22 protein-coding genes, 2 tRNA genes and 2 rRNA genes are annotated in these 11501 nt (G+C 35.8%); all 26 read right to left on the reverse strand.

The window, feature by feature from the left end; all coding sequences use genetic code 11:
• Positions 1-1278, reverse strand: a complete 1278-nt coding sequence (gene secY / locus M2651_RS07015) for a preprotein translocase subunit SecY (protein WP_252131637.1) — start codon at positions 1276-1278, stop codon at positions 1-3.
• Positions 1279-1719: a 50S ribosomal protein L15 gene (gene rplO / locus M2651_RS07020; protein WP_252131638.1), complete on the reverse strand. Its 441-nt coding sequence runs from the start codon at positions 1717-1719 to the stop codon at positions 1279-1281.
• A gap of 21 nt (positions 1720-1740) precedes the next feature.
• On the reverse strand, positions 1741-1920 hold the full coding sequence (gene rpmD / locus M2651_RS07025) for a 50S ribosomal protein L30 (protein ID WP_252131639.1): 180 nt from the start codon (positions 1918-1920) through the stop codon (positions 1741-1743).
• A gap of 12 nt (positions 1921-1932) precedes the next feature.
• A complete protein-coding gene (gene rpsE, locus M2651_RS07030; protein WP_252131640.1) occupies positions 1933-2430 on the reverse strand; it encodes a 30S ribosomal protein S5 in 498 nt (165 codons plus the stop codon).
• Between the two features lie 17 nt (positions 2431-2447).
• Positions 2448-2807, reverse strand: a complete 360-nt coding sequence (gene rplR, locus M2651_RS07035; protein ID WP_252131641.1) for a 50S ribosomal protein L18 — start codon at positions 2805-2807, stop codon at positions 2448-2450.
• Between the two features lie 71 nt (positions 2808-2878).
• Entirely contained in the window at positions 2879-3421 is a 543-nt protein-coding gene (rplF, locus tag M2651_RS07040; protein WP_252131642.1) for a 50S ribosomal protein L6, read from the reverse strand.
• A 22-nt stretch (positions 3422-3443) separates the two neighbouring features.
• The gene (gene rpsH, locus M2651_RS07045) at positions 3444-3842 is read right to left on the reverse strand and encodes a 30S ribosomal protein S8 (RefSeq protein ID WP_252131643.1); all 399 of its coding nucleotides are present in this window, start codon (positions 3840-3842) and stop codon (positions 3444-3446) included.
• Positions 3843-3875: 33 nt separating this feature from the next.
• Positions 3876-4061 carry a type Z 30S ribosomal protein S14 gene (locus M2651_RS07050; RefSeq protein WP_250815518.1) on the reverse strand — a complete coding sequence of 62 codons (186 nt, stop codon included), beginning with the start codon at positions 4059-4061 and terminating at the stop codon, positions 3876-3878.
• A gap of 15 nt (positions 4062-4076) precedes the next feature.
• The gene (rplE, locus tag M2651_RS07055; protein WP_252131644.1) at positions 4077-4619 is read right to left on the reverse strand and encodes a 50S ribosomal protein L5; all 543 of its coding nucleotides are present in this window, start codon (positions 4617-4619) and stop codon (positions 4077-4079) included.
• Positions 4620-4641: 22 nt separating this feature from the next.
• Positions 4642-4968: a 50S ribosomal protein L24 gene (gene rplX, locus M2651_RS07060; RefSeq protein WP_434062140.1), complete on the reverse strand. Its 327-nt coding sequence runs from the start codon at positions 4966-4968 to the stop codon at positions 4642-4644.
• Between the two features lie 15 nt (positions 4969-4983).
• Positions 4984-5352 (reverse strand): 50S ribosomal protein L14, encoded by a 369-nt coding sequence (rplN, locus tag M2651_RS07065; RefSeq protein ID WP_252131645.1) that lies wholly within the window; start codon positions 5350-5352, stop codon positions 4984-4986.
• A 27-nt stretch (positions 5353-5379) separates the two neighbouring features.
• Entirely contained in the window at positions 5380-5634 is a 255-nt protein-coding gene (gene rpsQ / locus M2651_RS07070) for a 30S ribosomal protein S17 (RefSeq protein WP_252131646.1), read from the reverse strand.
• 22 nt (positions 5635-5656) lie between these two features.
• Entirely contained in the window at positions 5657-5869 is a 213-nt protein-coding gene (gene rpmC, locus M2651_RS07075; protein ID WP_252131647.1) for a 50S ribosomal protein L29, read from the reverse strand.
• Positions 5859-6302: a 50S ribosomal protein L16 gene (rplP, locus tag M2651_RS07080; RefSeq protein ID WP_252131648.1), complete on the reverse strand. Its 444-nt coding sequence runs from the start codon at positions 6300-6302 to the stop codon at positions 5859-5861. The genes rpmC and rplP overlap by 11 nt, the downstream gene beginning before the upstream one ends.
• A gap of 17 nt (positions 6303-6319) precedes the next feature.
• Entirely contained in the window at positions 6320-6985 is a 666-nt protein-coding gene (gene rpsC, locus M2651_RS07085; protein WP_252131649.1) for a 30S ribosomal protein S3, read from the reverse strand.
• A gap of 16 nt (positions 6986-7001) precedes the next feature.
• A complete protein-coding gene (gene rplV, locus M2651_RS07090; RefSeq protein WP_252131650.1) occupies positions 7002-7337 on the reverse strand; it encodes a 50S ribosomal protein L22 in 336 nt (111 codons plus the stop codon).
• A 23-nt stretch (positions 7338-7360) separates the two neighbouring features.
• Positions 7361-7645 carry a 30S ribosomal protein S19 gene (gene rpsS, locus M2651_RS07095; RefSeq protein ID WP_252131651.1) on the reverse strand — a complete coding sequence of 95 codons (285 nt, stop codon included), beginning with the start codon at positions 7643-7645 and terminating at the stop codon, positions 7361-7363.
• 74 nt (positions 7646-7719) lie between these two features.
• Positions 7720-8553, reverse strand: coding sequence for a 50S ribosomal protein L2 (gene rplB / locus M2651_RS07100; RefSeq protein WP_252131652.1), 834 nt, complete (start codon positions 8551-8553; stop codon positions 7720-7722).
• Between the two features lie 58 nt (positions 8554-8611).
• A complete protein-coding gene (gene rplW, locus M2651_RS07105; protein ID WP_252131653.1) occupies positions 8612-8905 on the reverse strand; it encodes a 50S ribosomal protein L23 in 294 nt (97 codons plus the stop codon).
• A complete protein-coding gene (gene rplD, locus M2651_RS07110) occupies positions 8905-9525 on the reverse strand; it encodes a 50S ribosomal protein L4 (RefSeq protein WP_252131654.1) in 621 nt (206 codons plus the stop codon). Before rplD ends, rplW begins: the two co-directional genes overlap by 1 nt.
• A gap of 24 nt (positions 9526-9549) precedes the next feature.
• Positions 9550-10179, reverse strand: coding sequence for a 50S ribosomal protein L3 (rplC, locus tag M2651_RS07115; RefSeq protein WP_252131655.1), 630 nt, complete (start codon positions 10177-10179; stop codon positions 9550-9552).
• 89 nt (positions 10180-10268) lie between these two features.
• Entirely contained in the window at positions 10269-10577 is a 309-nt protein-coding gene (gene rpsJ / locus M2651_RS07120) for a 30S ribosomal protein S10 (RefSeq protein ID WP_252131656.1), read from the reverse strand.
• A 387-nt stretch (positions 10578-10964) separates the two neighbouring features.
• Positions 10965-11048 (reverse strand) — tRNA-Leu (locus tag M2651_RS07125).
• 5 nt (positions 11049-11053) lie between these two features.
• A tRNA-Glu gene (locus tag M2651_RS07130) sits at positions 11054-11128 on the reverse strand.
• A gap of 130 nt (positions 11129-11258) precedes the next feature.
• Positions 11259-11375: ribosomal RNA gene (gene rrf, locus M2651_RS07135) — 5S ribosomal RNA — on the reverse strand.
• 48 nt (positions 11376-11423) lie between these two features.
• A 23S ribosomal RNA gene (locus M2651_RS14490) occupies positions 11424-11501 on the reverse strand; the annotation flags it as partial.

An 11501-nucleotide genomic window follows, 5' to 3' on the forward strand; every position in this document is an offset into this window, starting at 1 on the left:
TTATTTTAAAAATCCTTGATAGTGACGCATTACTAATTGTGATTCCATTTGTCTCATTGTATCAAGAGCAACTCCAACCACAATTAATAAACTAGTTCCTCCAAAGGAGATTCCCTTAAATTTGGTATATCCTTCAAGAATGATTGGGAAAACAGCTATTACAGCTACAAAAGCTCCCCCAAGCAATGAAACTTTAGTTAATACTTTTTCAATGTATTTTGCAGTATAATCTCCAGGTCTTATACCTGGTATAAACCCTGATGACTTATGCATATTCTCAGACATTTCATCAGGTTTAAAAGTTATCTGCGTATAAAACCATGAAAAAAATAAAATTAACAAAAAGAACACAACTGCATATAACCATGTATTTGCTTTAAAAGGACTATATTTACTTCCTGTAATTGCTTTAAATACAGGTGAGTTAGGCCAGAATTGAGCAATTGTTGCTGGAAACTGCATAACTGACGATGCAAATATTATAGCAATAACTCCAGAGGCATTCATATTTATAGGAATATGAGTTGTCTGTCCCCTGAAAGTCTTATTTCCAACAGTTTTCCCTGCATATTGAACTGGTATTCTTCTTTCTGCCAAACTCATTACAACAACTGCGACTAATAAGGCTGCTACTAATGCTATAAACATAATTACGCCTACTATATTAACTTCTTCTGCTTTTTGGAGTACTCCAACTTGATATGCAGTAAAAGGAATTCTTGATAAAATATTTACAAATATCAGTAAAGATATACCGTTCCCTAATCCTTTAACTGAAATTTGATCTCCTAACCACATCAAAAATATTGATGCAGTTGTAACTGTGAGCATTATAACGAATATATTCAATCTAGAATTACTCTTTAGTGCTCCAGCATTAGCTATTAAAACATATATTGTGAAGGACTGTAAAATAGCAAATGCAACTGCTGCGTACCTAGTATACTTTTGTATCTTTTTTCTACCATCTTCGCCTTCTTTTGAAAGCTGCTCTAAATATGGAATAGCAACTGTTAATAATTGAACTACGATAGACGCATTAATATACGGTACTACACCCAAAGCAAATATATTAAATTTACTGAAAGCACCACCTGAAATTAAATCATAAAATCCAAGCAATGTGCCTGATGCAGCATAACTCTGAAGTGCACTTGCATCAACTCCAGGAACGAGGATATGATTCCCCATCCTGTAAATTGCAACTAAAAACAGTGTCCATAAAATTTTTTTCCTTAAATCTGGAGTTCTCCATGCATTACGTAGGGTTGATAGCATTTATACCACCTCAACTTTTCCCCCAGCCGCTTGAATTTTTTCAGCTGCAGTCTTAGAAAATTTAGACGCTTTAACTGTCAAGTTCTTTGTTAAGTCACCGTTTCCTAATATTTTAACACCATCATATAATTTGCTTATTACTCTTGTTTCAAGTAATAATTCTGGTGTTACTACAGTTCCGTCTTCAAATATATTTAATCTATCTACATTTATTGTAGCGTATTCTTTAGCAAATATATTTGTAAAACCTCTCTTTGGAAGTCTTCTGTAAAGAGGCATCTGACCTCCTTCAAAACCTGGTCTTACTCCACCGCCAGATCTTGCCCATTGACCCTTTTCACCTTTACCAGCATTTCTTCCTAAACCTGAACCAGTACCTCTACCAACTCTTTTAGGGCTTTTTTTAGCACCTGCAGCAGGTTTTAAGTCATGAAGTTTCATACTCTGCACCTCCTCTTTATCTTATACTTCTTTCACTTCTAAAAGATATCCTATTTTATTTATCATACCTCTGATTTGAGGAGTATCCTCTTTTTCAACGCTCTTTCCGATTGTTTTTAATCCTAGAGCTTTAGCTGTAGCTATGTGGCTATCTAATCTTCCGATTAAACTCTTCTTTAATGTTATTTGCAGCTTAGCCATGGTCAATCCCTCCTAACCTAGAATCTCTTCAACAGTCTTGCCTCTAAGTTTAGCTATATCTTCAGCTGTTCTTAAAGAAGCTAATCCGTTTATTGTAGCATTAACCATGTTTCTTGGGTTATTAGAACCAAGAGATTTAGCTCTAACGTCTTTTAATCCTGCAAGCTCAAGTACCGCTCTAGCTGGACCTCCAGCTATAACTCCTGTACCTTCTGCAGCTGGCATTATAAGTACTTTACCCTTTCCAAACTCTCCAACTATCTCATGTGGAACTGTAGTTCCAACGATAGGTGTTTTTACAAGATTCTTTTTAGCATCTTCTATTCCTTTTCTAATAGCTTCAGGAATTTCTATTGATTTACCAATTCCAACTCCTACGTGGCCATTTTCATCTCCAACTACTACAAGAGCACTGAATCTGAAATTTCTACCACCCTTAACAACCTTAGCAACTCTGTTTATAAAAACAACTTTTTCTTTAAGCTCTAGTGTGCTAGGATCTATTCTCATTTATTTCCCTCCTTCTTTTAGAATTCTAGTCCTGCTTCCCTTGCACCTTCAGCAAGTTCTTTTATTCTTCCGTGATATATAAATCCGCCTCTGTCAAATACAACAGACTTAATTCCTTTTTCTATAGCTTTTTTAGCTATAAGCTTTCCAACTTCTCTAGCTGCTTCCTTATTGCTTCCTACTCCGTTGAATTCTTTATCTAAGCTTGATGCTGCAACTAAAGTCCTTTGTGCTACATCATCAATTATTTGAGCATATATGTTTTTCTCACTTCTAAATACAGCTAATCTTGGTTTTTCACTAGTACCAGACACTTTCTTACGTATTCTTAAGTGGCGTCTTTTTCTAGCTTCTTGTCTGTTTTCCTTACTAAACATTAAGTTCACTCCTTTCTTTGTGCGTCAATACTCTAAATTTAATTTATACGCATTGACCTGTTGTAAACTAATTATTTCTTACCTGTCTTACCTTCTTTACGTCTGATAACTTCGTTATCGTACTTAATTCCTTTTCCTTTATAAGGTTCAGGCTTTCTCCATGTTCTAATGTCAGCAGCTACTGCACCTACTAATTCTTTGTCAATACCTTTAACAACAACTTTTGTTGGAGCTGGAGTTTCAAACTCTATACCAGCTACTGCTTCTATTTCAACTGGATGTGAATATCCAAGGTTCATAACCAATTTTTTACCTTGTAGTGCTGCTCTATAACCAACACCAACTAATTCTAATGTCTTTTGATATCCTTGAGTTACACCTGTAATCATATTATTAACTAAAGCTCTAGTTAAACCATGAAGAGCTCTTTTTTCTTTGTCATCACTATCTCTTGTAACAACTACAGAATTATTTTCAACAGCTATATTTATCTTTGTGCTCATAGCTTTTACAAGTTGACCTTTAGGTCCCTTTACAGTAACAACGTTGTCTGGTGTTACTGTAACTGTTACACCACTTGGTATAGCTACTGGAAGTCTTCCTATTCTTGACATTAATTACACCTCCTCTGTTTAACTACCAGATGTAGCAAATAACTTCTCCACCTAGTCCTAATTTTCTTGCCTCTCTATCTGTAACAATTCCCTTAGAAGTTGATATTACTGCAACACCTAAACCATTTAATACTTTAGGAATTTCTTCCTTTCTGCAGTAAACTCTAAGTCCTGGCTTAGAAATTCTTCTAAGTCCTGTTATAACTCTTTGCTTATTAGCACCATATTTCATACTTAATCTTAACATAGGAACTGATCCATCATTGTATTCCTCTATGTTCTTTAAATATCCCTCTTGTAGCATTATATTTGCAACAGCCTTCTTTATATTTGAAGAAGGTACTTCTACTATTTCATGTCTAACCACATTAGCATTTCTTATACGGGTTAGTAAATCTGCAATAGGATCTGTCATTGCCATTGATTTGTGCCTCCTTTCATTCAATAGGTTCTATTACCAGCTTGCCTTCTTAACGCCAGGTATTTGGCCTTTATAAGCAAGTTCTCTAAAACAAATACGGCATATACCAAACTTTCTTAATACAGCATGTGGTCTTCCACAAATTCTGCATCTTGTATAAGCTCTAGTTGAAAACTTTGGTTCTTTATTCCACTTTTCTATCAAAGCCTTACGTGCCATGTTTTCCCTCCTTAATTATTGAGCAAATGGCATTCCAAGGAATCTTAATAATTCTCTTGCTTCCTCGTCTGTCTTTGCTGTAGTTACGAATATTATATCCATACCTCTTACTTTGTCGATTTTATCATATTCAACTTCTGGGAAAATTAACTGCTCTTTAACTCCTAAGGAGTAGTTTCCTCTTCCATCGAAGGATTTGTCTGAAACGCCTCTGAAATCTCTAACTCTTGGTAGAGCTACGTTCATTAACTTGTCAGCGAATTCATACATTCTGTTCTTTCTAAGAGTAACTTTGCAGCCTATTGGCATGTTTTGTCTTATCTTAAAGTTTGCTATTGATTTCTTAGCTCTAGTTAAAATTGGTTTCTGTCCTGTTATTAACTGTAAATCAGCCATAGCAGACTCTAAAACCTTAGCATTATCTTTAGCTTCACCAACACCCATGTTCACAACTATTTTTTCAAGCTTTGGAACTTCCATTATATTTTTATATCCAAACTTCTCCATCAAAGCTGGAACAACTTCTTTCTCATATCTTTCTTGTAGTCTTGGAACCATTAGTTAAACCTCCTTTCAAACATTAAAATGTTTCTCCGCACTTCTTACATACTCTAACTTTAGTTCCGTCGTCAAGTATTTTATGGCTTATTCTTGTTACATTTTTGCAGTTATTGCAGTATAACATAACCTTTGAACTGAAAATAGGTGCTTCTTTTTTAACTATTCCACCTTGCATATTCGCTCTGTTAGGTTTAGTATGTCTATTTACAACATTAACATCCTTAACGACTACTTTACCAGTCTTAGGCATTACTGCTAAAACTTCGCCGATTTTACCCTTATCTTTTCCGGATATAACCATTACTGTGTCTTTTTTTCTAACATGCACTTTAACTTTTTCCATCATAGCCACCTCCCTATCTTATAGAACTTCTGGCGCTAATGAAAGAATCTTTGTGTATTCCTTATCTCTTAGCTCCCTAGCCACAGGTCCAAAGATACGAGTTCCCCTTGGCTGTTTATCATCTTTTATTATTACTGCTGCATTTTCATCAAATCTTATATATGAGCCGTCAGCTCTTCTTGTTCCTTTAACGGATCTAACGATAACTGCCTTTACAACGTCACCTTTTTTAACAACTCCGCCTGGTGTTGCACTTTTAACGCTAGCAACTATTACATCACCAATGTTTCCATACTTTCTCTTGGAACCACCTAAAACTCTGATACACATAATTTCTTTTGCACCAGTGTTGTCAGCTACCTTTAACATTGTTTGCTGCTGTATCATGTAAATAACCTCCTTTCAGCATTAAAGCTATTTAGCTTTCTCAACTATTTCAACTAATCTCCATCTTTTATCTTTAGATAATGGTCTAGTTTCCATTATTAAAACTCTATCATTAATTTTAGCTTCGTTATTCTCATCATGAGCCTTGAACTTAGTAGTTCTGTTCATTGTCTTTCCATACAATGGATGACGAACTTTTGTCTCAACGGCAACTACTATTGTCTTATCCATTTTGTCTGAAACAACTCTACCTATTCTTGTCTTTCTATTTGCTCTTTCCACTTGGACACTCCTCCTTTCGGCATTACTGCTTTACTGCCCTTAACTCAGCTTCCCTAAGGATGGTCTTAATTTGGGCTATAGATTTTTTAACTTCTCTTATTCTCATTGGATTTTCAAGTTGACCAGTAGCTAACTGAAATCTTAAATTAAATAGCTCAGCTTTTAAGCCATTTAGCTTATCTGCTAAATCTTGAGGAGTACTTTCTCTTAAATCTCTTAAATCATTAGCCTTCATTAATCTCACCACCCATTTCCTCAAAATCTCTTCTTGTAACAAACTTAGTTGATACAGGAAGTTTGTGTGATGCTAGTCTCATTGCCTCTCTAGCAACCTCTTCAGATACTCCTGATAATTCAAATAATACTCTACCTGGTTTAACAACTGCTACCCAGTATTCTGGTGAACCTTTACCAGATCCCATACGTGTTTCAGCTGGTTTTTCAGTAACTGGCTTATCTGGGAAAATCTTTATCCAAAGTTTTCCTCCTCTTTTAACATATCTATTTATTGCAATTCTCGCTGACTCTATTTGATTACTTGTAATCCATCCACATTCAGTAGCTTGAATAGCAAAGTCTCCATAGGCAATAAAGTTACCTCTTGTAGCTTTACCTCTCATTTTGCCACGTTGAACCTTACGATGTTTTACTCTTTTAGGCATTAACATAGCGTATTCCTCCTTCCTTATGCGTTTGCTTCTTCCTTTTTAACTTTCTTAGTTGGAAGAACCTCTCCTTTATACACCCAAACCTTAACTCCGATTTTACCATATGTTGTGTCTGCTTCAGCAAATCCATAATCGATATCTGCTCTTAATGTTTGTAGTGGAATTGTTCCTTCATGGTATCTTTCGCTTCTAGCTATTTCTGCACCTGCAAGTCTTCCTGAACATTCAGTTTTAACTCCCTTAACGCCTTGCTTCATAGCTCTTTGTATAGTTTGTTTCATAGCTCTTCTGAAAGCGATTCTTTTCTCTAATTGTGCAGCAATGTTTTCAGCCATAAGCTGTGCATCTGTTTCTGCATTTTTAACTTCAACGATGTTGATAAGTACTGTCTTATCTCCAACCATGTCCTGAACAGCTTTCTTTAACTCATCAATTCCAGCTCCGCCTTTACCGATAACCATACCAGGTTTAGCAGTAAATACATTTAACTTAACTCTCTTAGCGGCTCTTTCTATTTCAATTTTTGAAATTCCAGCTTGAAATAACTTTTTCTTTACAAATTCTCTAACTTTATTATCTTCTATAAGATTATCAGCAAAATTTCTGTTATCTGCATACCATTTTGCATCCCAATCTTTAATTACACCAACTCTTAAGCCGTGTGGATGTACTTTTTGTCCCACTATATATCCCTCCTTCTTACGCTCTTTCCTTTACTACTAGTGTAATATGGCTAGTTCTCTTCTTTATACTAAACGCTCTACCTTGAGCATGTGGTCTAAATCTCTTTAATGTTGGTCCTTGACCTACATGTGCTTCAGAAACATATAATCTACTTTTATCTAAGTTTAGATTATTTTCTGCATTTGCTACAGCTGATTTTAGTAGTTTGTTAACAACTACAGCTGCATCCTTTGGAGTATATTGTAATATAGCAAAAGCTTCATTTACATTCTTGTTTCTTATTAAATCAAGAACAATACCAACTTTCATTGGTGACATTCTTATATATTTAGCTATAGCTTTAGCTTCCATAGTTAATTACCTCCTTCCCAAGGCTATCTTAAGCCTGACTTCTTCTCAGTTTTATCTACGTGTCCTTTGAAAGTTCTAGTTAGTACAAATTCGCCTAACTTATGTCCTACCATATCCTCTGATATGTATACAGGAACATGCTTTCTTCCATCATGTACAGCTATTGTATGACCTATCATTTGTGGGAATATAGTTGAACTTCTTGACCAAGTCTTGATAACTTTCTTATCTCCAGCCTTGTTCATTTCGTTTATTTTCTTTAATAAACCTTCGTGAACGAATGGTCCTTTTTTAACTGATCTGCTCAATGAATTTGCCTCCCTTCATAATACCTGCTATTTAATTAAATAGTATAGGAAGAGAATTAAAAATTCTCTTCTAACTATTTAGTATTTCTTCTCTTAATGATAAATCTATCTGAATATTTCTTATGCTTTCTAGTTTTGTATCCAAGTGCTGGCTTACCCCATGGAGTAAGTGGTCCTGGATGACCGATTGGTGACTTACCTTCACCACCACCGTGTGGGTGATCAACAGGGTTCATTACAGAACCTCTTACAGTAGGTCTCCAACCCATATGTCTCTTTCTACCTGCATTTCCTATATTAACAATTTCATGTGTTAAGTTTGAAACTGTCCCTACAGTAGCTCTGCATTCAAGTCTTACATATCTCATTTCACCACTTGGAAGTCTTAGTGTAGCATAATCTCCCTCTTTAGCCATAAGTTGTGCGGATGCTCCTGCACTTCTTACAAGCTGCGCTCCCTTACCTGCTGATAATTCAATATTATGAATTACAGTACCAACAGGTATATTTCTTAGAGGAAGTGTGTTTCCTGATTTTATATCTACATCTGGACCAGACATTACTACATCTCCAACTTTAAGTCCAACTGGAGCTATAATATATCTCTTTTCTCCATCTGCATATACAACAAGTGCTATATAGGCTGATCTGTTTGGATCATACTCAATTGTAGCAACTTTTGCTGGAATACCATCCTTATTTCTCTTAAAGTCTATTAATCTATATTTTTGCTTCGCACCACCACCGTGATGTCTAACAGTTATTTTACCTTGGTTGTTTCTACCTGCCTTTTTGTTTTTTGCTACAAGAAGAGATTTCTCTGGTACATCTGTTGTAATTTCTTCAAATGTAGGCATTGTCATTTGTCTTCTTGAAGGTGTGGTAGGATTAAACTTTTTAACTGCCATTCATGTTCCCTCCTTTTTTTAGCTTTTCTGGCTCTCAGCCAATACCTGCTTTAATGTATTACATTCCATCAAAGAATTCTATTGTTTTACTGTCTGCAGTTAACTTAACAATAGCTTTCTTGTAGTCAGGTCTTTTACCGATATGAACTCCAACTCTCTTTGTCTTACCCATTATGTTCATAATCTTCACATCTTCAACCTTAACTCCAAAAACATCTTCTACGGCTTTCTTTACCATAGTTTTATTCGCATGCACATCAACTATAAAGGTGTATTTCTTTTCTCCCATGGAAGCCATACTTTTTTCAGTAATAACTGGTCTTCTGATTATATCGTAATTAGTTAGCTTCATTATGCATACACCTCCTCAATTTTTGATACAGCTTCTTTAGTTACTATAAATTTTTCATACTTTAATAAGTCATAAACATTTATATTGTTAACTGGAACAACCTGAACACCTTCAATGTTTCTTGCTGACTTATATACATTTTCATTAACTTCAGCAGTTACGATTAATGTTTTTTTAGCATTAAATGCATTAAGCATTGCTACTATTTCCTTAGTTTTTGGAGCAGCTAACTCTAAGCTCTCTAAAACTATTATGTTATTGTCTGCAACCTTTGAAGATAAAGCTGATTTTAATGCTACCCTTCTCATCTTCTTAGGAATTGACATACTGTAATCTCTTGGCTTTGGTGCAAACACGATACCACCATGAGTCCATTGTGGTGATCTTGTTGAACCTTGTCTTGCTCTACCAGTTCCTTTTTGTCTCCATGGCTTTATTCCACCACCAGAAACTTCAGCTCTAGTCTTAGCAGACTGTGTTCCTTGTCTTTTATTAGCAAGTTGTGCTACAACTACTTGGTGCATTGCATAACTATTTATTGGTGCTCCAAATACGCTATCTGATAATTGAATGTCACCAACTTTTTGTCCTTCTTTATTGAATAATCCTACTGTAGGCATTCTGTATCCTCCTTTCTACAAAAATTAAGCTTTTACTGAATCTCTTATTACTACTAAACCTTTATTTGGTCCTGGTACTCCACCTTTAACAAGGATGAGATTTTTTTCAGGCATTACTTTTGCAATTGTAAGGTTTAGTACTGTTGTATTAACATTACCCATGTGTCCTGGCATTTTCTTATTCTTAAATGTTCTTGATGGATCAGATGATCCTCCCATGGATCCTACTGCTCTATGGAACTTGGAACCGTGTGTTTCTGGTCCTCTGTTAAAATTCCATCTCTTTATAACTCCAGCAAATCCCTTACCTTTTGAAACTCCTGATACGTCTACTTTATCCCCTGCTGCAAAAACATCAGCCTTAATTTCTTGACCAACTTGATATTCGCTGGCATTTTCTAGCTTTAATTCTCTTACGAATCTTCTTAAAGCAACACCTGCTTTTGCAAAATGTCCTTTTACAGCTTTAGTAACTAGTTTTTCTCTTATATCTCCAAATCCAACTTGAATCGCATCATAACCATCTTTTACAACAGTTTTCTTTTGTACTACAACGCATGGACCTGCTTCAATAACTGTTACTGGAATAACCTTTCCATTTTCATCAAATATTTGCGTCATACCAAGTTTTCTACCTAGTATAGCTTTTTTCATATCTCCTGCACCTCCTAAACATATTAGCGGATTACATCTGCAATCATAATAGTTCATATTCATTTATTCCGTACAATTTTTATGTACGATTATAGTTTTATTTCAATATCAACACCTGCTGGCAAATCTAGTCTCATTAACGCATCAACAGTCTTTGGTGATGGGCTAATTATATCAATTAGTCTCTTATGAGTTCTAATTTCAAACTGCTCTCTTGAATCTTTATACTTATGTGGAGCTCTTAATATAGTTATAACATCTTTTTCAGTTGGTAGTGGAACTGGTCCAGCCACCTTAGCTCCTGTAGATTTTGCAGTTTCTACAATTTTTTCAGCTGATTGATCTAATATGTTGTGATCAAAAGCCTTTAATCTGATTCTGATTTTTTGTTTTGCCATTTTAAATTTCCCTCCTTTTCATCGCACGCTTTGCTTCCTGCGTCCAACAGCGGATGTTCTGTAAACTGTTCCGGGTGTTGCGTATTATATAACAAAACAACACACCTACAGAAACTCCGTCGCCCAGTTCTAGACTTAGGCATACTCAGCAAAGAATTCCCCGGAAGCCGGCCACCTCTTGCCTCATCGCTGTTATATCATCGCAACTTCTATATTGTACAATAAAATTCATTACTTGACAAGTATTTTTTTTATTTATCTACAATAATCTTAGTATAATATATATTTTTGACTATAATTTAGTAAAATAATCAAATATTGCATTTGCACAAGAATTTTATACACAATAAAAAAGAACTCTTTTCTATTTAAAGAGTTCTTTTTTATTGGTGCAGGCGAAGGGAGTCGAACCCCCACGCCGAAGGCGCTAGATCCTAAGTCTAGTGCGTCTGCCAATTCCGCCACGCCTGCATAAATGGTGACTCATAGGGGACTCGAACCCCTGTTACCACCGTGAGAGGGTGGTGTCTTAACCGCTTGACCAATGAGCCACATTTAACCTGGCAACGACCTACTCTTCCACAGAGCCTCCCCTGCAGGTAAATGTCCTAAATGGACATTTACGGGCAATTTAGTCGATGGGAATCGACGCTCTTAAATTGCCCCGTAATTGGCCAGCTTAATTGGCGACTATCTACTTTTCCACACAGTCTCCCGTGCAGTATCATCGACATCTCGGAGCTTAACTTGCGTGTTCGGCATGGAAACGAGTGTACCCTCCGCATTATTATCACCAATTATATACAGAGAACAAATTATTCTCTGAAAATTGCACAGATTAATATTTTGGTCAAGCCCTCGACCTATTAGTATTAGTCAGCTGAACATGTTACCATGCTTACACCTCTAACCTATCAACCTAGT

It is taken from the genome of Clostridium caldaquaticum (assembly GCF_023806125.1).
GTDB classification, from domain to species: domain Bacteria; phylum Bacillota; class Clostridia; order Clostridiales; family Clostridiaceae; genus Clostridium_AT; species Clostridium_AT caldaquaticum.